Origin of the sequence: Corynebacterium sp. KPL4072 (genome assembly GCF_037908395.1) — a bacterium.
GTDB classification, from domain to species: Bacteria; Actinomycetota; Actinomycetes; order Mycobacteriales; family Mycobacteriaceae; genus Corynebacterium; species Corynebacterium kefirresidentii.
Genome location: NZ_JBBMGE010000004.1, coordinates 105,865 through 125,272 on the forward strand (window position 1 = coordinate 105,865; position 19,408 = coordinate 125,272).

The window sequence follows — 19,408 nt, forward strand, 5'->3', positions numbered from 1 at the left end:
TTGGGTGCGTTCCGGTGGACAAATGTTTACGGGCGATAGTCGGTGACCTCGCGCCAGGTGAGCTGCTCCTGAAGGGCATGGTCGGCAGGGGGAAGGACGAAGACATGGGCGACGTCGCGAAGCGGCTCTAAGCGCACAAAATTGCGCTCGGACCAGTGATAGGCAGAGCCGGTAATCGTGTCTTGGACGGAATAGGACTCGCCGGGATGGCGGCCGATAGCGCGCATATCTACCGTAACGGTCGCTTCTTGCGCATTGCGCGGATCCAGGTTGACCACGACGAGAACCACATTGCCGGTGGCTGGATCGGCCTTGGAATAGGCAATGATGGCGTCATTGTCGGTGTCATGGAAGCGGAGGGTACGCAGTTGTTGCAATGCGGGGTTATCGCGGCGAATCTGATTGAGCAGCCGGATATAGGACTCTAAAGAGTCTCCTGACGCAACCGCAGCAGCAAAGTCGCGTGGCCGCAGTTCGTACTTCTCCGAGTCGAGGTATTCCTCGGACCCTGGGGCTACCGGGGTGTGCTCATAGAGCTCAAAACCGGAGTACACGCCCCATAGCGGAGACATGGTGGCAGCGAGGACAGCGCGTATGGCGAACATGGCGCGCCCCCCGGTTTGTAAAGATTCATGCAGGATATCCGGGGTATTGACAAAAAGATTAGGCCGGCAAATATCCGCCTGCTCTACGTGCATCTGGCCAAATTGGGTGAGCTCATGCTTCGTGGTCTGCCAAGTGAAGTAGGTATAGGACTGGGAAAACCCTGCTTTTGCTAGCCCGAAAAGGCGAGGGGCGCGGGTAAAGGCCTCTGCCAAGAAGATGACGTCTGGGTGGGTGGCGTGTACGCGGGTAATCAGCCAATCCCAGAAGTTGGCGGGCTTGGTGTGTGGGTTATCTACGCGGAAAGTGCTCACTCCGGCTTCGACCCAAATCATGAGCGTTTCATAGATTTCGTGATAGATGGCATCCTGCGCGTTATCGAAGTTGAGTGGATAGATATCCTGATACTTCTTCGGTGGGTTCTCAGCGTAGGCGATGGTGCCATCTGGAAGGACAGTGAAAAATTCTGGGTGGCTGGTGGCCCACGGGTGATCGGGCGATGCCTGCAGCGCGAAATCAAGCGCTACTTCCAGGCCAAGTTCCTGGGCGCGAGAGACCAGCTTCTTGAAGTCTTCTATTGTGCCCAATTCGGGGTGGGTGGTGGAGTGGTCCTGGATGGCCCACGGACTTCCCACATCACCGGGCTCAGCAACGACCGAGTTATTTTTTCCCTTCCGATGCACCTTGCCAATGGGATGAATGGGTGGAAAATACACCGTATCGAAGCCCATATCGGCCACGCGCTCTAGTGCTTGGGCAGTAGTGTCGAAGGTGCCGTGCACAGGATTTCCCTCTTTGTCCCAGTCACCCGTGGAACGGGGGAAGAGCTCATACCACGAGTTATAAAGCGCGGCCGGGCGCTCCACGTAGACCTCGTGAATGGCGCCTTCTACTAGGAGATCACGCAGGGGATGGGAGTGCAGGATGTCTGCGGCCTCGTCCGAGAGCGCCACCTGCACGCGCTTATCGACGTCCAAAGACTCATCCTCCAAGTCCCGTGCAGCAGCAAAGAGGGGCGCCACAATATCCGAGGGGGTTTGCAAGGCCGCCCGAGAAAATAGATCCGCACCATGCTGGAGGTCATTGGCCAACTCGGCAGCGGATTGCCCAGCCGCCATCTTTTTAGTAACCGCGTTCTTCCACGTAGCAATGGGATCGGACCAGGCATCGACGCGGAAGTACCAAGTGCCTTGGGTACCTGGGGTAAAGACGCCGTGCACTCGATCTTGGTCTTTGGGGTCTACCTGCATGGTGACAGAGGACGTAGCCGTGGACCGCGCCGCCCAGGCAGACAAAGTGGCTGAGACCGCGTCGTGGCCTTCGCGCCAGACCAGTGCGGTGACGGGAATTACCTCGCCCACAACGGCTTTAGAAGCTACAGAACCGGCGGAGATAAGCGGGCGGACATCGTCAATACCAAGGCGAGTAGTCATGCCCATAAGACTAATGCAGCTGTGTCAATTTCACCGGGCAAAGAATAAATCAGTCACAATGGAGGGCGTGAACGACGTAACTCCTACAGATCAAGATTGGCTCGTAGATTTTCGCGGCGTCGAGTTGCGCCGCGGCGGCAAGACCCTCGTTGGTCCTGTGGACTGGCAGGTGGAACTCGATGAGCGCTGGGTCATTATTGGCCCCAATGGCGCGGGTAAGACCTCGCTAGTGCGCATGGCCGCGGCCGAAGAATTCCCTTCAAAGGGCACCGCCTTTCTGATGGGGGAGCAGATCGGCAAAACTGATATGCGCGATCTGCGCGCGCTCATCGGCATCTCCTCCGCTGCAGTGCAATCGCGAATCCCCGAAAATGAGCGCGTGGACGATCTCGTCGTCTCCGCAGGCTATGCAGTGCTGGGCCGCTGGCGGGAGGAATATCAGGACATGGACTTCTCCCGCGCTGATGAGATTTTGGCCCAGGTAGGTGCAACCCACCTGAAAGAGCGCACCTGGGGAACATTATCAGAGGGCGAAAAGAAGCGCGTCGTCCTCGCCCGCGCACTCATGACTAACCCAGAGCTGCTCATCCTAGACGAGCCTTCCGCCGGAATGGACCTGGGAGGCCGCGAAGACCTGGTGGGATACCTCGGCGATCTAGCCATGGATCCAGATGCCCCAGCCATCATCATGATCACCCACCACGTGGAGGAGATCCCATACGGATTTACCCACGCCATGCTGCTGGATGAGGGTAAGGTAGTGGCAAAAGGTCTGATTAATTCAGTCCTCACCTCAGAAAACCTGACTCGCGCCTTCCACCAGCCCATTCAGGTGGACCGCATTGGACAGCGATACTTCGCCCGCCGAGCTTCTCTATGACCAACCCTTTTCATGACCGTATCGATGCCGTTGACGCCAGCGATACCACCGGCTTTAACGGTGGGCGCTTGGCGGCAACCGTCCTGCTCCTACGGGACGGCGTCGATGGTCTTGAAGTATGGGTACAAGAGCGCGTGCACACCATGCACAATTACCCGGGGCATTCGGTCTTTCCCGGCGGCGGCGTAGACCCACGCGACTTTCCACCGCGTTCCTGGGACTCGGGCGAGCTATGGGCCGGAAAATCCGTCATCTCCATGGCCCGACGGATGGGCGTAACAAAGTACAAAGCGCACGCCCTAGTATTCGCCGCTGCCCGAGAGCTCTTTGAGGAAGCCGGCACCCTCTTTGCCATCCGCGAAGACGGAATTGTCTCCAATGCACGGCGGTATCACAAGGAGCGAAAACTACTCGAGAGCCACACCATTTCCTTTACCGAATTCCTCAGCAATAACGGCATGCGTGTCGACGCCGATATGCTCCTTCCCTGGGCCCGGTGGGTAGGAAAGGGAAAAAGCCACTGGTTCGACACTTTCTTTTTCGTCGGGGTGCTGCCTTCTGGCCAAGAACCCGATGGGGATACCGACGAGGCGGACGATGCCGGATGGTTTTCTCCCCAGCTCATCTTGGACGGCTGGCGCGCCGGGCTGGTGCGCCTAGTCATTCCTACTTGGGCGCAGATGCAAAGGCTGAGCAGATACTCCTCGGTTCAAGAAGTCCTCGATGATGCGTCCTTTTCTGACCTGCGCCCTGTTATCGGGGATCCGCGCGAGGACCCTCGTTACCGCGAATTCTTTTCCACCACCCCTTTAGACCGCATATGAGTTATACCCCCGCAGAAGTCAGCTTCTTGATTGAGCACCACGAGGAAATTGCTCACCTCGATCTCGCCTTGACCAAGGCTTCTCGGCTTAAAGACACCGAAGTCTTGAAAGAGAAGTTCGGCGACTATGGACGCGCAGTCATGGAACTGGTGACCGCACGTAGTTCGGGCAAGCTTCCCAGTGATTGGCTGATGGACGCCGACTCAGCCCAACAAGCAACCCCCGTCGAGGTTGCGGCATACCGGGCGGAGTTTCTTGCAGAGCAGGGGGTGGGCAGCGTCCACGACATCACCTGCTCCATCGGTACGGAAGGTCTAAATTCTCCGCTCGACTACTTTGGCTCAGACTTGGACGAGTCGCGCGTGAGAATGGCGAGGCACAATCTTTCTTCGACCAAGATCTTTCGCGCTGATGCGCTCACCACTACAACGACAGCCGATGTCCTCCTTGCAGATCCCGCCCGTCGCGCCGGAGGTAGAAGAATCACCCGGCCGGAGGATCTCGTGCCACCGCTTCCAGAGGTCGTCGACAAGCATCGCGGCAAGGAATTGGCCATTAAGTGTGCACCCGGCCTTGATTTCAGCGAATGGAACGGCCTTGTTACCGTCGCAAGCGTCGACGGCGGAGTAAAAGAAGCCTGCCTTTATACCCCAGGCCTAGGAACCGGCCGAAGGGCAGTAATGATTCGTGGACACAAGCTAGACGTCCTCGATGATCAAGAAACAAACCTGCCCGAGGCCGGAGAGATTGGTAGCTACCTCATTGACCCGGACGGTGCCATTGTGCGCTCCGGCTTGGTGCGGCATTACGCGGCACGGGAAGGGCTGCACCAAATCGATGAGCGTATCGCGTACCTGACAGGGGAGAGGATTCCGGAGGGAACCTCGGGTTTTCCATTCATAGAAAAAGTACCCCTAAAGAGATTAAAATCCGTACTTAAATCCTATGACGCGGGGAGCTTGGAAATCCTCGTGCGCGGGGTAGAAGTGGACCCTGACCAGCTGCGGAAGAAAATGAAGCTCAAGGGGAAGAAGCCTTTTGCGGTAATCATTACGCGAATTGGCGCACAAGGAATCGCCTTGCTGTGCAAACCCCGAGTATCATCGTCCGAGGATAATTACGCAACATAAATATATCGGAAAGGTGAGTGCCCAATGCCAACTATCGTGGCTCTGGTCAAACACGTGCCGGATACGTGGTCTACCAAGTCTTTGGAAGATGACCACACCCTGGATCGCACCTCCGTGGATAACGTCATTGATGAGGTTAATGAGTATTCCGTGGAACAAGCCCTGCGCCTGCGCGACGACAACCCGGATGCGGGTTATAAGGTAGTAGCGCTGACCATGGGGCCGGCCCAGGCAGACGAAGCATTGCGCAAGGCACTGGCTATGGGTGCCGATGACGCGGTGCTTGTCTCCGATGATTCGCTGGCGGGAGCGGATGCGCTGTCGACCGCATGGACTCTCAACGCTGCGCTGAACAAGCTTGACGACGTCCAATTGATCACCGCTGGCACCGAGGCCTCCGATGCCTCGACCGGCCTACTTACTGGATTGCTCGCCGAATACCGCCAGCTGCCTGCCCTTACCGGGCTTCACAAGGTAGAGCTGGCGGGCGGCACGCTGCGTGGCACGCGAGATGATGCGCGTGGCACCTGGGAACTAGAAGCGCCGCTGCCTGCAATTGTTTCTGTGAACGATAAGAGCGACAAGCCGCGCTTCCCTAACTTCAAGGGATTGATGGCCGCTAAGAAGGCGGAAATCACTACTTTCTCCTTAGCTGATTTGGGAATTGAGGCAATTGCGCCCACTACCTCCGTTTCGGCCGCCGAAAAGCGCCCACCGCGCACCGCTGGCGAGGTTATTTCTGAGCCCAACCCGCAAGACGCAGCGAAGAAGATCGCTGACTTCCTAGCCGCAAAGAACTTGATTTAGGAGTCGATATGTCTCACGTTTACGTATTAGTTGAGCACGATGCGGAAAAAGTCCTTCCCGTTACCGGAGAACTGATTACGGCCGCGCGCGAATTGGGTACGGTGTCTGCAGTGGTCGTCGGCAAGCAGGCAGATAAGTTCGATGCTGACCTTGCCGCCCTTGGCGCCGCGCAGGTGGTCCAAGCAACGGCCGAAGACTATGACCAGCGCCTCCTGATTCCAGAAGTCGATGCCTTGCATGCTCTCGGCGCCGCGAACCCCGCACCTATCGTGCTGGCCGCAACTCCCGCCAATAACGAGATTGCCGGCCGCCTAGCTGCCCGCCTCGCTTCCGGCGCACTGGTCAATGTCAGCGGCATCGCTGCTGATGGTTCCGCCCAGATGACCATTTTTGGTGGCTCCTATGAGACTACCTCTACCACTACCGGCCAGTGCCCGATCTATACGCTGCGCCCAGGCGCGGTAGAGGCCGCACCACAGCAGGTGGAAGCGCAACCAGCCCCGATGCCGTTGCCGGCCGCTACTGGCAAAGATGTCAAGGTAACTTCCTTTACCCCTGCCCAGAAATCTGCACGTCCGGAAATTACCGAAGCCAAGGTGGTCGTCGCTGGCGGCCGGGGCGTGGGTGATGAATTCGGTGATGTTGTCGAGCCGCTTGCCGACGCCCTCGGCGCCGCAGTCGGCGCTACCCGCGATGCGGTAGACGAAGGCTTCTATGACGCTGCCTATCAGATCGGCCAGACTGGCGTTACCGTTTCGCCTGAGCTCTACATCGGTTTGGGCATCTCCGGCGCTATCCAACACACCTCCGGCATGCAGACCTCTGGCACTATTGTGGTGGTCAACCAGGACCAGGATGAGCCATTTTTCCAGATCGCGGACCTTGGCGTTGTGGGCGACCTCCATGAAATCGCCCCAGCCTTGACCGAGGAACTGAAGGCACGTCAGTAATGCCGCATTATTTTGACTACGCTGCTACTCAGCCGATGCGCCAGAGCGCGATTGACGCGTGGGTAGCTGCGGCTGGCTCCCTGAACTCCGGCGCGCAGTATGGTTCCGGCCGCAAGGCTCGGTCTGTGCTCGATGATGCCCGCGAGAAGGTTGCTTCACTCCTCGGCTGCGAGCCAATCGAGGTGATTTTCACTTCTTCTGGCACAGAGGCAGACAATATCGCCATTCAGGGACTTTATGCGGCCGGTAAAACAAACCGCATAGTTTCCACCGATATTGAGCATCCCGCCGTGCGCGATACCGTGGCTAAGCTGCACAATTCGGGTGCTACCGTCGAGATTCTTCCTGTCGATCGCTCCGGACACATAGCAGACCTGTCGGCTCTAGACACGCTTGCCGACGTCGCTACCTGCATGTGGGCCAATAACGAAACCGGCGCCATTCAACCCATCGAAGATATTGCCGCCCGAGCCAGCGCAGTGGGTACACCGGTACACGTTGATGCCGTGCAAGCGGTAGGAAAGGTTCCCATCGACTTTTCCCACCTAGGGATCACCAGCCTTGCAGCTAGCGCCCACAAGTTCGGCGGTCCCCGCGGCATTGGCCTACTTCTAGCCAAGCGGAGTCCCTCACCCCAACCCATTGCCTATGGCGGTGGGCAGGAGCGCGGAATTCGTCCTGGAACTGTCGACGTCGCTGGTGCTTCCGGTCTAGCTGCGGCTTTGGAGGAATCCGTCGCGGAAATTTCTACTCAAGGTGAGCGGATTTCCGCGCTTCGCAATAAGCTCCGCGATGGAATTCTCGCCACCATTGACAATGCAGTCATCAATTCCACTGAACCGTGTTTGCCTTCTCACTTGCACGTCTCTTTCCCTGGTGCAGATGGCGATAGCCTCATCATGCTGCTAGATTCCCTGCAGATTGAGGCCTCAACCGGCAGCGCCTGTAGCGCAGGTGTAAACCGCATGTCTCACGTTCTGGAAGCGATGGGAGTAAGCGAGGCTGAAGGAATCGGTTCCTTGCGCTTTACGCTAGGCCGGCTTACTTTGGAAGAAGATGTCGATTACGTGTTGGCTCATCTTCCCGAGGTAATCTCCCGAGCCCGATCCGTCTAGCTTTCATTCCTTTCCTTCGCCGCTGCCCGTCGGGCGGCGATAGCTTGGCCCACCGTTAGCGCCCAGTTCTTGTTCTTGGGTGCTAGCGGTCCTTGGGGCTCGTCATATTCCCAGCGCCCATCATCAAACAGCCACACAATGTCCCCAGTGTGTGGATCCATGATATAAAAAGCACCGCCGCCAGTCTTGACGTTATGGTGGTGCTGGCATAGTGAAGCCAAATTGCTCCCTGCAGTTTTCCCTCCTCGAGCATGGTCAATGCGGTGCTCTTTCTGGCAGCTTTCCGCAGGGCGGTAGCACCCCGGCCAGCGGCACACCCCATCGCGGCCTTCCACATAGGCGCCTATGAGCGGGGGAGTAACGTAGCTTTCGCTTTCCATTTCTTTGGCTAAGTCCATGTCTCGCGTCTGAGCGGGGCGCAGGTTATCCGCGGTCTCTGGGCTTACCCATCCGAATCCCCGGATAAACGCGGGTGCAGACTCCTGATCATGGGCGCGATACATATGCAGAACTACCTTAGTCCGAGACTCAATTTCACCCAGAATCAATTTGGCCAGTGCTTCTGCCTTGGAAAGGCCATGTTCCTCGGCGGCTATGCTGATGTGTTCGTCGATAGCTATAAGGGTAGTTTCGTCAAATTCAACTGCTAGCCCGGCTTTGCCACCGAAGCTGGAGTAGGTGAAATAGGAGTTATTCTTCGTGGGAGCCTCTTTGTTTTCTTCGGTGGATGGGTTTTCAATAGCAATGAGGCCATTGAGTTTTCGCCGTAAATTCGTGTTGGAGGGTAGTACCTGTCCCGGCTTCGAGGGGGTCAAATAACGAGATAGTTCTTGGTCTATCCTCTCGAGGGTTTCCGCAGGGACATCACCGAGCTTGCTAAGTACGGCGTCGATAGTAATGAGGCGAGAAAAATCCAGGAAGTAGTAGGTTTCCTGCAGGGCCATTGTTAGAGGTAACTCAGCCAGCCGGTAGATCGCCATGGTTATATCGCGCGTGCGCCGCTCACTCAATCCCGTACGGGTGGCAAGGGTATGGCAAGAAATGTCGAAATCGTCTTCTAAGTCTGGTTTGGCGTCTTTCCAGAAAAGGTAATCTTGCTTTCTGGTTTCGGTAGCTTTAGCTGCTAATGGATCTTTAGGATCATTGACTATGTAATAGGCTTCCAAAATTATTTCCCCCGAATATTAGAACTGCTGAACTAATCTTCACGGTGTCTATCTTACGCCGTGGGTGCGCCCGCCACAAGAGGGGAGGCAAAAGTATGTTCTAAATGGTGAAATTGCCTACGGTGACAGGAATAGAAGAAAAGAAAATTATCTCAAGTGGCGCGTGTTAAAGATGTTGATAGAGTGAAACCATTGTTAGACTCACGCGCATGACTTCAAAGAAGGCACTCCGAAAGAGTATTACTGCGGTAGTTACCGTGGCTGCACTAGCTATTAGTGGTACCGCTGTTGCCCAGGCGGTGAGCTTTGGCGCCCCTAAGGGCGTGGACGTTGCGGCACACCAGCACCCGGGCGGTACGCCCATCGATTGGTCTAAGGTACGTACTGACGGTCAGTCTTTTGCATTTGTAAAAGCAACTGAGGGTGGGGATTGGGTAAATCCGCACTACGTCGAAGATGTTCAGGCCGCCCACGCTGCCGGCCTTAAGACAGGCGCATATCACTACGCTCGTCCATCGACTGACGCCAAAACGCAAGCGGCGAACTTTGCCGCGCAGATTGCGCTGGCGCCAGATCAGACATTGCCTCCCGCACTCGATATCGAGGTGGATGAAGGTAAATCCGCGGCCCAGTTGGAGCAGTGGATCGAAGAATTTACCAGCGAGCTCAAGCGCCTTACCGGCCGCACTCCCATGATCTACACCTACAAGTACTTCTGGATGGGGCAGATGAATAACTCCCAGAAGTTCTCGGATATGCCGTTGTGGCTTGCGGCCTATCAGGATCAGGCGCCCGAGGCCGTGGGTGGCTGGAAGAAGCTATCCTTCTGGCAGCGTTCTGGCTCCGGCAAGGTGGCTGGAATTCCTACCGACGTTGATATGAACCTTTTTAATGGTTCCAAGCAGCAGCTGCAGTCCTTTAGCGATGGAAATTATGTGGATGTCGGCGGCGCGCTCGAACAGCTCGTGGTGGGCGATGGCGTTGACCTAAGCTCGGACAGCACGCCGCTTATCGGCGCTATCCTAGCCCTCGCAGCAGGACTGATTGCGGTACCACAGCTTGTCGACGCCGCCGAAAAGTCCGGCCTTGACCCCCAAGCAGCGCAAGGTCTAGCAGGCTTCGTGAAGACCTTGCAGGACAAGGATGTCCTCCCAGTAGAAGATCTGGGTGATATGGCAAAGGGGAACTTCTCTGTCAGTGACCTAGCAATCCTGTTGGACAATGCCGGTCACGTGAACAACGTTAAGTCTGGCAATGTCTCCGAGTCCGAAGTTTCGGAGGCTAAGAACGCGGCCAAGAAGGCTGGCGCTGATGTTCCCGATTTCGATGCGGGCCAAGTAGCCACGCTACTTAATCGCGTGCTGCAGTAGCACCAGCGAAAAACGCGCGGGTCCACGCCTCGTCCTTGTAGTGGGCAGGCACCGCCCCGCCAAGGAGTGCCTTAGCCAGCTGAGCGGCTTCAATGGAGCCCTCGGCTGGCATTTCTGTATCCGAGGCTATAAGGATGATGTTTCCGTAGCGCCGGCCTTTAAGCATTGGTGGGTCCGCGATGACCGCGAGGTGGTCAAAAACCTTGCTTAGTCCGGCCAGTTCGCTTTTTGCTAGCTGCAGATCAGAATGGTCTCCGCAATTGGCAATATAGAGTCCACCTGGCTCTAGTGCCTGCTTTGCAGCCTGGAAGAACTCCACGGTGGTGAGGCTAGCCGGAGTCTTATCGCCAGCAAATACATCACGGATGATGATGTCGCGGCTGGCGGGCAGGAACCCCTCGGTTTCTTTGCGTGCTTCGCCGGCGCGGATCTTCACGGTAGGGGAACGGGGGACGTCGAAAAGCGTACGCACCAATTCCCCCAGTTTGGCGTCGAGTTCGACCACCGTGTGGCGGCTACCCGGGAGCTTGCTGGCAAAATAGCGTGGAAGGGAGCAGCCTGCGCCACCTAGGTGGGTGACACGCAGCTTATTCGCTGGCCGAGTATTGAGGTGTTCGACGGCCGCTGCAATCCAGCGCATGTATTCGAACTCCAATTCTTCTGGCTCGCCCAGCACGATGTGGCTACTCGGCACGCCGTTAACGTTGAGGATATAGGCTCCATCGCGGAATTCATCCGCCACAACCTCGGCTGTTCCGGTCGAGATTTCGTAGGTGCCGGTGATTCCTTGTTCGGTGGAGGCTCGCTTTCTTCCCATGTGACACAAGCTTAGGGAATGGATTCGATTTAAACCGCGTTGGGGCTAGGGAGTAGACTTTCGGGCCTGTAGTCAAGGTGAATTGGGGAGCGAGATGCGAGTATTGGTTGCCATGTCCGGCGGCGTGGACTCATCTGTTGCCGCCGCCCGGGCGGTAGAAGCTGGCCATGAGGTGATTGGCGTTCACCTCGCCCTGCACAAGGACGCGCAGCAAACCAGAGAGAAAGCGCGCGGTTGCTGCTCGCTGGAGGATTCAGCCGATGCTCGCCGCATCTGCGATAAGTTGGGCATCCCCTTCTATGTGTGGGATTTTTCGGAGGAATTTAGAGAAGAAGTCATCACGGACTTCGTGGATTCCTATGCTCGCGGCGAGACACCTAATCCTTGCTTGCGCTGCAACGAGAAGATTAAGTTCCGGGCACTGCTACAAAAGGGCATGGCGCTTGGCTTCGATGCTGTGGCGACGGGTCACTATGCCACCATTGACGAAAACGGCTACATGCGCCGTTCTTTGGATGAGAATAAGGACCAGTCTTATGTCTTGGGTGTCATCTCGGCCGAAGAGCTGGAGCACTGCTTTTTCCCCATTGGCGATACTCCTAAGCCGCAGATCCGTGAAGAGGCCGCGGCGCATGGCTTTTCCACCGCGAAGAAGCCGGATTCCTATGATATTTGCTTCATTCCCGACGGCAACACTCAGGCATTTTTGGGCGCTCGCATCGGGCTTCGCCCTGGCCTGATCGTGGATCAGGAGGGCACGGAGCTTAAAGAGCACGATGGTGCATGGAACTACACCATCGGTCAGCGAAAGGGCCTAGACATCAAGGCGCCGGCTGCCGACGGCCGTCCCCGCTACGTCACCGACATCGATGCTTCTACGGGCACGGTGACCGTCGGTGCCCGCGAGGACTTGGCCGTGACCTCGATTCACGCTGACCGCCTGAAGTACCTCCACCCAGGCATGGATGGGGACTTCGAGTGCGAGGTTCAGGTGCGTGCGCATGGTTCCGTGGTGCCTTGTGTCGCGCACGTCGACCGCGCTGCGGATGAGATGCGCCTTGAGCTTAAGGAGCCGCTTTCCGGCGTGGCTCGTGGCCAGGCGGCGGTGCTGTATTTGCCTTCGCCGGATGAGCTGGGAGACATCGTCATCGGCTCCGGCACGATCTGCGGAACTAATTAAGCACGCAGTTGGCAATGAGGCGGTCTAGGGCACGGACATCGATATTTGGGCCAATGTTGATTTTGAATTCGCCAGCCCTAGTCCACAGCTGCAGCTCCGCGTTGAAGTCAAGGAGCTTTCCTGCGTTTTCCGTGGACCACATGTTGATGGAGGAATAGGGCAGGGAGTACATCTCTACCTTTTTGCCTGTAAGACCTTGCGCGTCGCGGATGATGAGGCGCCTATTGGTAAATACGGCGGCATCGCGGACTGTCTTAAAAGCGCACACTGGATATTCCTGTTCGGCCAAGACGGTGGAAATGTCCTGGGGAATTTCGCATTCGTTGTAGAAGGTCCAGCCGGAGTATTTTTCCACGCCCATAGTAAGGTTCCTTTCGAAGTGATACGTCGCGTATCGGATAGATAATTCTGAGAAATAATACTAGCGCCGAGGTGAATATGGATGCTTTTGGCTTAGGCCCTATGCCGGGATACTCCATGAGTGAGGCGGCAGACATCGTGATGGGTGAGACCGGTGGTCTCCCGCACCTTCCGCAGTTGCCGGACCGCGGGATTTATGCTGGGGCCATTGGACGCACAGCGGGTTTGTTGGAAGCAGTCTCCATTGACCGCGGACCGCGCTCATGGGTGCTCAGCGATCGGCCGCAGCTCATCTCGCACCGGATTGTCGACCAGATGAGCCGGGACGTGGACGAGATTCAGGAGGTGTGGGGCGAGTCAGTTCCCCGTATCAAGGTCCAAGCGGTAGGACCGTGGAGTTTGGCGGCCGCTGTGGAGCTAGGAAACGGGCACCGCGCGATTACTGATTCGGGCGCTTTCCGGGACCTGTGTGGTGCACTATTGGCCGGAATTCAGGAACACAAGGCACAGGTGGCACAGCGCTTTGGGGCAGAAGTGCGAGTGCAGCTGGACGAGCCCCTGCTTGCCGACGTCCTTTCGGGCTCCCTTCCAGGGACCACCGACTTCGATACGATTAGGGCTGTTTCCGCAGACCAGGTCAATGCGACACTGGCGGAGTTTGGCGCGGACTACCTACGGCTTCGCAAACCCATATGGGAAGTGGCGGCGAAGACGGTGCTGCTCGATTTTGCTGGTCTAGCCTCGCCCGAGCATCTCGATGGCTTGGGGCAGTTGATTGATGGCGGCGCTCGCGTCGGATTGGGCGTGGCAGGGCAAGATGCTCGCACGGAAGCTATTGCTATTGCACAGCACTTTGACCGCATGGGACTGTCGCGGGAGCGAATTCCAGAGCAGGTTGATATCTTCCCGTGGCCGGTGGAAAAGGCCGCGCCCAGCTACTCCTTTGCCGCTGAGGTGGCGGGCATCCTCATCCGCGACGCCGGCGATCTTTAATCGACACGCCCGCGGCTATCCGTGGTAGTGAAGTATTCACCCATATAGGGGATGACGTAGCGCAGTTTACCGTGTGCGGTGGGTTCGATCAGGTCGGCGTCGATAAGCCGCTGGCGAGTGGCGGACAAAGATCGTACAGTGCGGTCCATGTGTCCTGCTATGTCGGCAATGGTGGCGATGCCATCCACTTCGACTGCGGCCATTGCTTCCAAAAACTCCCGCTGCGCCGGTGGCAAGGTCAACGTCGCAGGCTGGTGCACCTGCGCTCCCATAATTGAAATCGCATCTGGAGCTATCGAAGCAATCGTCTCCTGAGAAATGCCACTTTCTTGATTCTGGCGACTGCGCTCCCATGCCAGCGAGCCAACCAATTGCACGAGGTACGGGTAGCCGCGGGTAAGCGCCGCGGCGTCCCTAGTCGCCTCGGGGCTAAACTCTAACCCCGAGCCGGACGCTGTGTGCTCTAGAGCCTGCTGCGAATTGGCCGGAGACAGCGGTCCTAAGACGAACTTCTGAGCCCGGCGCAGAAACGTCACCCCGGGCAAATCCAATAGGTGGTTGACCCCTTGGGGAAGGCCGGCGGCTACCAAAGCGATATCAATTTCATCGCGCACCAGGTCTTGGTAGGCCACTGCGATGGTGGTGAGCTCTTCGACATCGGCGTCTTGCACCTCGTCGATGGTAAGCAGGATTCCGGTGCCTTTTAGCTCTGCGGAAAGCTCACGCAGTCGAGTATTCAGCGTGGGGGTGAAGCGATCTTCCTTTTGATGGTCGAAGCCGATTGATCCCACGCCGCCGATGCCGATGCGGCTGACCTTCTTCTTGTCGCTCGGAGAGAGTTGTTCAAGCAGCCTGGGGATGGTGGTATTGACCAGTTCCTCGACCATGGTGGAGCGCCCTGAGGCGCGTAGCGTTACCCACCCTCGGGCCTCGGCGATGTCCTCCAACTCGTTGATAAGGACCGTTTTGCCGATGCCCCTAGCGCCGCTTAGCACCATGGAACGGGAGGCATTGCCTGCTGAACCATCGAGGGCAGTGCGGAAACTATCGAGCACGACGCCGCGGCCGACCCAGAATAGGGGAGGGGCGCCGAATGTCGGGCGGAATGGGTTGTCCATGCGTCTAGTGTAACCCGTTTTGTCGGAGATTTGGGAGACTTTCAGTCATACTTGGAGAGTTAGGAGAATTGGGAGACTTCTCTTTGTCGAGCGTGTAGATACGCCAGGCGACGCAACCTATATGAAGGGAGCAAGCGGTTACGAGAGCGTACCACCAGCCATAATTCAGGATTCTGTACCACGGCATTGCGTAACCAATAAATATCACGGTGATAACAGTAATTATTAGCGTTGCAACCAGCGAAATGGTGGAGTTTGGTTTCTTTAGAGCTTTCCATGCGCTCCAGAGTTCGGAGGCAATAATGGCGGCGATGGCTATGGATAAAAGCATTGTGGTTCCTTAAAGCTGGTCGAACAGTGCTTGGGCGAGATCTTCGGTTCCCGCCGGAGAATCATTATTAGCGAAGGCTGCGCGACCACTCCTCGGATCAATGATGAGCATTGTCGAGTATCCGTAGGTGCCACCGTTGTGCCAGAAGGTGTGGTTATCTTCGTCCTCTTGCCAGCCGAAAGCGGTGTCGCCATTTTTGATAAACCACTCAGTGAAAGCTGCCATATCACTCGCAGTGGACCTAATGGCTCCAGCGGCAGCAAAGCAGCCGTCCATTTCCCAAGGCTCAGCCTTTCGGCCGGTGGAGGTGAGTCCGCGTGGAGCATTTTCGGGGACGGCCCCTGGTGTCATGAGGTAAGTTTCCGTCATCCCAGCTGGCTTAAAGATTCTCTCGTGGAGCAGCTGTTCATAGGGCGTATCAGTGACCCTTTCCAAAAGGATTCCGAGCAGGGCGTATCCCAAGTTGGAATAGGTTTCTGTACCACGATCTTCAAGCTTTGCTTCGATCGCTGTATCTAAGATGTTTCGGTTGGTTTCTCCCGCGTAGGGGTTAGCGCCAGTGACGCTCCCGAATACGGAGGAGAAAAAGCTGCCATTCGCTAACCGTGGAAGCCCCGAGGTGTGCTCGAGCAGCTCCTGAACTGTGACATCGGAGACGGGTGAGTCGCCGACCTCGAGAACTTCGCCCACCGTGGTGTCGAGCCGAATCTTTCCCTCTTCTACTAGTTGGTGGGCAATTTCCCCCGTGAACATCTTGGTTACAGAGCCGATTTCCACCTCGGTGTGCTCATCGGCGCCAAGTCCGGCGAAGGCGGTCTTTCCCTGTACAAGTGTGAAGGCAGCGAGGTTGTGGAAGCCAGGCTCTGGGTGCTCCCGTAGGTATGTGGAGAGTTCTGAATCGCCGGTTGCGGTAGTAGCCATCGAGATTCGCTGGGGTCCAACGATGAGCAAGAAGGCGGCCGATATCGCGGCCACAATGGTGGCCAGGGCTAATTTGCGCATTAGTGGGCCTCGCTTGCGGTAATGATGGTCAGGAGGGGAACCACTCGGGCAGGTCGAATTGCGTATCTTCCGCCTGTCTTGGTGGTCCAGCCAGCACCGGTGAGGGCGCTGAGGTGGTGGTAGGCGGTACCGGTGGACGTAACTATTTCTTCATCGACAAGTTCAGTGGCGGTGGCCGGGGCGGTGAGAAGCCGGCGCAGGATGTCGCCACGAACAGGGTGAGCTAATGCGGCGAGGCGGTCGAGGTTCTCGGACCAGTCGCCATGTGTCACTGCTTCAGCTGGTCGCTGCCATTGGTAGGCATAAGAGCTCTGGCCGATAGTGAGGTTGCCGCCAAAAATCACGGATCCCTCGGGGAGCTCTTGGGAGGGCTCGAGGGCGTCCGCGAGCCACATCGAGGACTCGTCAGCGGAAGCTTCTACTGGGGTTGTTGTGGGGCTTTCGAGCTTGGCGACGCGTTCTTCGAGGGCCAAGACTCTCGATTTTAAGGATTCCATAGTTCTAGAATTCCAAAAATCTAGAACTGTTGCAATGGTTTTAGGAAATTAGAGGCCATGCAGTCGAGACATCCGAGGCATCGCGGCCCTTGCCCTCTAGGTATTTCTTAAATGCAGTCCGATCCTCGTACCACTTGACCGCCTGGAATTCCATGAGCTCGTTTTCATCCATCTGCGCCAAGTTGGGGTAGTGCTGGCGTACCTGTTTCCAAGCGACGCGGGCGGCTGCGAGGGCGTCGGCAGTAGCTTCGTGGGCGTTGCCCAACTCGACGCCGTAGTGCTCGCACACGGCGCCAAGGGTGCGCTTGCCCTTGCGCCACTTATCACTGACGCGGTCGATTACATAGGGGTCATAGACTGGGCCGGTGACCGTGAAATCGCCGGTGAGGCTCCGCAGCACGGTGAGATCAAAAGCAGCGTTGTAGACAATGAGCGTTAGACCATCCTCCCAGGCGGCCTTGATGGCCTCGACTGTATCTTTCAGAACCTCTTCGTGCGGTCGGCCCTCGGCGCGGGCCTTTTCGGTAGTGATGCCATGCACGTTGGTCGCTTCCTCCGGGATCTCGATTCCGGGATCGGCGAGGTGCTCCACCTTTTGTACATCGCGGCCATCAATGCGGACTAAGGCAGAGGTGACGATGCGGGCTTCTTTGGGATTGGCCGAGGTGGTCTCAAGGTCGAAGGCGAGCATGTGGGAGGCGTCGAAAGTCATGATCAATACCTTAGTAGCTAGCCCCGACACGAGGGATAGCTACACTTGAGCAGCGTGACTAATCCAGTTGATCTGCACCGTGAATGGAATGACCTTGCGCAGGAAGTGCGCCGCCACCGCAACCTGTACTACAACGGTGAGCCGGCTATTCCCGACGCCGACTTTGATGCCCTCTTCCAACGCCTTCTTGCACTCGAAGAAGAACATCCTGAGCTTGCCGTGCCTGATTCACCTACCCAGCAGGTGGGTGCTGCACCGAGCGCCGGTGAGGATATTGAACACCTTGAGCGCATGATGAGCTTGGACAATGTCTTTAGCGCTGGCGAGATGCAGGATTGGCTCGAAAGAACCCCAGCAAAGACTTATCTCACTGAGCTCAAGATTGATGGCTTGTCTATCGATTTGGTCTATCGCAATGGGCGCCTGACCACCGCCGCGACCCGTGGCGATGGCACGGTGGGCGAAGACATCACTGCTAATGCACGCGTGATTGAAGACATTCCGCATGAGCTCAAGGGGACAGATGAATACCCGGTCCCAGAGCTGATCGAGATTCGCGGCGAAGTCTATATGCGCCCCGAGGATTTTGAAGAAATCAATGAGGAGCGCGCGGCCGATGGCAAGGAAAAGTTTGCTAATCCGCGCAATGCCGCGGCAGGTGGACTGCGTATGAAGGATCCCGCCGAGGTGAAAAAGCGCCGCCTGAAAATGGTGTGTCACGGCCTAGGCGCGCGCGAGGGATTTTCACCCACCTCCCAACATGATGCCTATAAGGCAATTGCGGCTTGGGGGCTGCCCGTTTCCCCATATACCAAGCAGGTTTACTCGGCTGAGCAGGTCCAGGACGAGGTGGCACATTGGGCAGAACACCGCCACGATGCCATCTTTGAGATGGATGGACTCGTCGTCAAGGTAGATGATTTGGGCTCGCAGCGCGCACTGGGTGCGACTTCCCGCGCCCCGCGCTGGGCCATTGCCTATAAGTATCCACCGGAAGAGGTGACTACAAAGCTTAAGGGCATTGAGGTGGGTGTTGGGCGTACCGGGCGAGTGACCCCGTTTGCCATTATGGAGCCGGTCTTTGTCTCCGGTTCCACAGTGTCCATGGCTACCTTGCATAATCAGTCCGAGGTAAAGCGCAAGGGCGTGCTTATCGGGGATACCGTCATCATTCGCAAGGCGGGCGAGATTATCCCGGAGGTGCTCGGACCAGTGCGCGAGCAGCGCGATGGTAGCGAGTATGAGTGGGCCTTCCCGGAGAACTGCCCGGCATGCGGCACGAAGTTGGCCCCACAAAAAGACGGCGACGCGGATTGGCGGTGCCCCAATACCCAATCGTGCCCAGCACAGCTTTCCGCGCGCTTGGAGTATTTGGCCTCGCGCAAGGCACTGGACATTGAGGCCCTGGGCGAGAAGGGGGCAATGGACTTAATTGAAAATGGCATTCTCGTCGACGAATCAGAGCTTTTCGAGCTCACCGAGGAAAAGCTCCTGGCCTCGGACGTCTACACGGCGAAGAAGGATACAAAGGACAAGCGCACCAAAAAAGAAGGAAATGTCAAGGTCAATACGGCCGGACAGAACTTGTTAAAGAATCTGGATGAGGTCAAAGGCCGTGACTTCTGGCGCGTCCTGGTCGCGCTGTCTATTCGTCACGTGGGGCCAATTGCCGCTCGGGCGCTGGCCTCCCGCTATGGATCCATGGAAAAGCTACGCGCAGCCAAAACGGAGGAGCTGGCAGAAGTCGATGGCGTGGGTATGACCATCGCACAATCTTTCCATGATTGGTTCGAAGTGGACTGGCACCGCACTATCGTGGACAAATGGGCTGCCGCAGGGGTGGCTATGGAGGTAGCGGTGGAAGACCACCAGGAGCAGACTCTAGAGGGTCTGACCATCGTGGTGACCGGCAGCTTGGAGAACTTCACCCGTGATTCCGCGAAAGAAGCTATTGTTTCTCGCGGGGGAAAGGCTACCGGTTCGGTCTCGAAGAAGACCTCCTATGTGGTGGCCGGTGAGAACGCGGGCTCCAAGGAGGACAAGGCCCGTGAGCTGGAAATCCCGATTCTCAATGAAGCGGAATTCCAGCAGCTACTAGAAACAGGTGAAGCCTAAATCGG

At 57.1% G+C, this 19,408-nt stretch carries 18 protein-coding genes; 10 read left to right on the forward strand and 8 right to left on the reverse strand.

What is annotated here, in order from left to right; genetic code table 11:
• Positions 1–26 precede the first annotated feature (26 nt).
• Positions 27–2,036: a maltotransferase domain-containing protein gene (locus WMP97_RS05495; protein ID WP_034656479.1), complete on the reverse strand. Its 2,010-nt coding sequence runs from the start codon at positions 2,034–2,036 to the stop codon at positions 27–29.
• A 58-nt stretch (positions 2,037–2,094) separates the two neighbouring features.
• On the opposite strand from WMP97_RS05495, the gene WMP97_RS05500 reads away from it, so the two are divergent.
• Genes WMP97_RS05500 through WMP97_RS05525 form a run of 6 tightly spaced genes read left to right on the forward strand, consistent with a single transcriptional unit; the run spans position 2,095 to position 7,742 of the window.
• Entirely contained in the window at positions 2,095–2,916 is an 822-nt protein-coding gene (locus tag WMP97_RS05500) for an ABC transporter ATP-binding protein (protein WP_023021739.1), read from the forward strand.
• Complete coding sequence (locus tag WMP97_RS05505) at positions 2,913–3,740, forward strand: NUDIX hydrolase (RefSeq protein ID WP_023021738.1); 828 nt, start codon at positions 2,913–2,915, stop codon at positions 3,738–3,740. The genes WMP97_RS05500 and WMP97_RS05505 overlap by 4 nt, the downstream gene beginning before the upstream one ends.
• Positions 3,737–4,870, forward strand: a complete 1,134-nt coding sequence (locus WMP97_RS05510; protein WP_340439978.1) for a THUMP-like domain-containing protein — start codon at positions 3,737–3,739, stop codon at positions 4,868–4,870. Before WMP97_RS05505 ends, WMP97_RS05510 begins: the two co-directional genes overlap by 4 nt.
• Before the next feature lie 24 nt (positions 4,871–4,894).
• Positions 4,895–5,677: an electron transfer flavoprotein subunit beta/FixA family protein gene (locus WMP97_RS05515; RefSeq protein ID WP_023021736.1), complete on the forward strand. Its 783-nt coding sequence runs from the start codon at positions 4,895–4,897 to the stop codon at positions 5,675–5,677.
• Between the two features lie 8 nt (positions 5,678–5,685).
• A complete protein-coding gene (locus WMP97_RS05520) occupies positions 5,686–6,627 on the forward strand; it encodes an electron transfer flavoprotein subunit alpha/FixB family protein (RefSeq protein ID WP_340439979.1) in 942 nt (313 codons plus the stop codon).
• Positions 6,627–7,742, forward strand: coding sequence for a cysteine desulfurase family protein (locus tag WMP97_RS05525; RefSeq protein ID WP_340439980.1), 1,116 nt, complete (start codon positions 6,627–6,629; stop codon positions 7,740–7,742). The genes WMP97_RS05520 and WMP97_RS05525 overlap by 1 nt, the downstream gene beginning before the upstream one ends.
• Here WMP97_RS05525 and WMP97_RS05530 read toward each other — a convergent pair.
• Positions 7,739–8,686 (reverse strand): HNH endonuclease signature motif containing protein, encoded by a 948-nt coding sequence (locus tag WMP97_RS05530; RefSeq protein ID WP_340439981.1) that lies wholly within the window; start codon positions 8,684–8,686, stop codon positions 7,739–7,741. The two genes, WMP97_RS05525 and WMP97_RS05530, sit on opposite strands and share 4 nt — an antisense overlap.
• A 431-nt stretch (positions 8,687–9,117) precedes the next feature.
• On the opposite strand from WMP97_RS05530, the gene WMP97_RS05535 reads away from it, so the two are divergent.
• Positions 9,118–10,278, forward strand: coding sequence for a glycoside hydrolase family 25 protein (locus tag WMP97_RS05535; RefSeq protein WP_340439982.1), 1,161 nt, complete (start codon positions 9,118–9,120; stop codon positions 10,276–10,278).
• Here WMP97_RS05535 and WMP97_RS05540 read toward each other — a convergent pair.
• Complete coding sequence (locus WMP97_RS05540; protein WP_239205686.1) at positions 10,259–11,095, reverse strand: spermidine synthase; 837 nt, start codon at positions 11,093–11,095, stop codon at positions 10,259–10,261. The genes WMP97_RS05535 and WMP97_RS05540 overlap by 20 nt on opposite strands.
• A gap of 94 nt (positions 11,096–11,189) precedes the next feature.
• Here WMP97_RS05540 and mnmA point away from each other — a divergent pair, with 94 nt between their 5' ends.
• Positions 11,190–12,275: a tRNA 2-thiouridine(34) synthase MnmA gene (gene mnmA / locus WMP97_RS05545; RefSeq protein ID WP_340439983.1), complete on the forward strand. Its 1,086-nt coding sequence runs from the start codon at positions 11,190–11,192 to the stop codon at positions 12,273–12,275.
• Here the strand turns inward: mnmA and WMP97_RS05550 are convergent.
• Positions 12,268–12,636: a PH domain-containing protein gene (locus WMP97_RS05550; protein ID WP_086588761.1), complete on the reverse strand. Its 369-nt coding sequence runs from the start codon at positions 12,634–12,636 to the stop codon at positions 12,268–12,270. The genes mnmA and WMP97_RS05550 overlap by 8 nt on opposite strands.
• Before the next feature lie 77 nt (positions 12,637–12,713).
• Between WMP97_RS05550 and WMP97_RS05555 the strand changes: the two genes are divergently transcribed.
• On the forward strand, positions 12,714–13,628 hold the full coding sequence (locus WMP97_RS05555) for a methionine synthase (RefSeq protein WP_340439984.1): 915 nt from the start codon (positions 12,714–12,716) through the stop codon (positions 13,626–13,628).
• Here WMP97_RS05555 and WMP97_RS05560 read toward each other — a convergent pair.
• From WMP97_RS05560 to WMP97_RS05575, 4 genes are all read right to left on the reverse strand, one after another.
• On the reverse strand, positions 13,625–14,746 hold the full coding sequence (locus WMP97_RS05560) for an AAA family ATPase (protein ID WP_340439985.1): 1,122 nt from the start codon (positions 14,744–14,746) through the stop codon (positions 13,625–13,627). The genes WMP97_RS05555 and WMP97_RS05560 overlap by 4 nt on opposite strands.
• Before the next feature lie 340 nt (positions 14,747–15,086).
• Positions 15,087–16,079, reverse strand: a complete 993-nt coding sequence (locus tag WMP97_RS05565; protein WP_316360020.1) for a serine hydrolase domain-containing protein — start codon at positions 16,077–16,079, stop codon at positions 15,087–15,089.
• Positions 16,079–16,576 (reverse strand): ArsR/SmtB family transcription factor, encoded by a 498-nt coding sequence (locus WMP97_RS05570; RefSeq protein ID WP_316360022.1) that lies wholly within the window; start codon positions 16,574–16,576, stop codon positions 16,079–16,081. Before WMP97_RS05570 ends, WMP97_RS05565 begins: the two co-directional genes overlap by 1 nt.
• 40 nt (positions 16,577–16,616) lie before the next feature.
• Positions 16,617–17,288 carry a 3'-5' exonuclease gene (locus tag WMP97_RS05575; protein WP_340439987.1) on the reverse strand — a complete coding sequence of 224 codons (672 nt, stop codon included), beginning with the start codon at positions 17,286–17,288 and terminating at the stop codon, positions 16,617–16,619.
• A gap of 45 nt (positions 17,289–17,333) precedes the next feature.
• Here WMP97_RS05575 and ligA point away from each other — a divergent pair, with 45 nt between their 5' ends.
• Positions 17,334–19,403 carry an NAD-dependent DNA ligase LigA gene (gene ligA, locus WMP97_RS05580; protein WP_445293081.1) on the forward strand — a complete coding sequence of 690 codons (2,070 nt, stop codon included), beginning with the start codon at positions 17,334–17,336 and terminating at the stop codon, positions 19,401–19,403.
• Positions 19,404–19,408 lie beyond the last annotated feature (5 nt).

Bases quoted from the DNA above. Each gene is read 5' to 3' on its own strand.
- WMP97_RS05495 (WP_034656479.1), bottom strand. From the start codon at position 2,036: ATGACTACTCGCCTTGGTATTGACGATGTCCGCCCGCTTATCTCCGCC.
- WMP97_RS05500 (WP_023021739.1), top strand. From the start codon at position 2,095: ATGGAGGGCGTGAACGACGTAACTCCTACAGATCAAGATTGGCTCGTA.
- WMP97_RS05505 (WP_023021738.1), top strand. From the start codon at position 2,913: ATGACCAACCCTTTTCATGACCGTATCGATGCCGTTGACGCCAGCGAT.
- WMP97_RS05510 (WP_340439978.1), top strand. From the start codon at position 3,737: ATGAGTTATACCCCCGCAGAAGTCAGCTTCTTGATTGAGCACCACGAG.
- WMP97_RS05515 (WP_023021736.1), top strand. From the start codon at position 4,895: ATGCCAACTATCGTGGCTCTGGTCAAACACGTGCCGGATACGTGGTCT.
- WMP97_RS05520 (WP_340439979.1), top strand. From the start codon at position 5,686: ATGTCTCACGTTTACGTATTAGTTGAGCACGATGCGGAAAAAGTCCTT.
- WMP97_RS05525 (WP_340439980.1), top strand. From the start codon at position 6,627: ATGCCGCATTATTTTGACTACGCTGCTACTCAGCCGATGCGCCAGAGC.
- WMP97_RS05530 (WP_340439981.1), bottom strand. From the start codon at position 8,686: ATGGCCCTGCAGGAAACCTACTACTTCCTGGATTTTTCTCGCCTCATT.
- WMP97_RS05535 (WP_340439982.1), top strand. From the start codon at position 9,118: ATGACTTCAAAGAAGGCACTCCGAAAGAGTATTACTGCGGTAGTTACC.
- WMP97_RS05540 (WP_239205686.1), bottom strand. From the start codon at position 11,095: ATGGGAAGAAAGCGAGCCTCCACCGAACAAGGAATCACCGGCACCTAC.
- mnmA (WP_340439983.1), top strand. From the start codon at position 11,190: ATGCGAGTATTGGTTGCCATGTCCGGCGGCGTGGACTCATCTGTTGCC.
- WMP97_RS05550 (WP_086588761.1), bottom strand. From the start codon at position 12,636: ATGGGCGTGGAAAAATACTCCGGCTGGACCTTCTACAACGAATGCGAA.
- WMP97_RS05555 (WP_340439984.1), top strand. From the start codon at position 12,714: ATGGATGCTTTTGGCTTAGGCCCTATGCCGGGATACTCCATGAGTGAG.
- WMP97_RS05560 (WP_340439985.1), bottom strand. From the start codon at position 14,746: ATGGACAACCCATTCCGCCCGACATTCGGCGCCCCTCCCCTATTCTGG.
- WMP97_RS05565 (WP_316360020.1), bottom strand. From the start codon at position 16,079: ATGCGCAAATTAGCCCTGGCCACCATTGTGGCCGCGATATCGGCCGCC.
- WMP97_RS05570 (WP_316360022.1), bottom strand. From the start codon at position 16,576: ATGGAATCCTTAAAATCGAGAGTCTTGGCCCTCGAAGAACGCGTCGCC.
- WMP97_RS05575 (WP_340439987.1), bottom strand. From the start codon at position 17,288: ATGACTTTCGACGCCTCCCACATGCTCGCCTTCGACCTTGAGACCACC.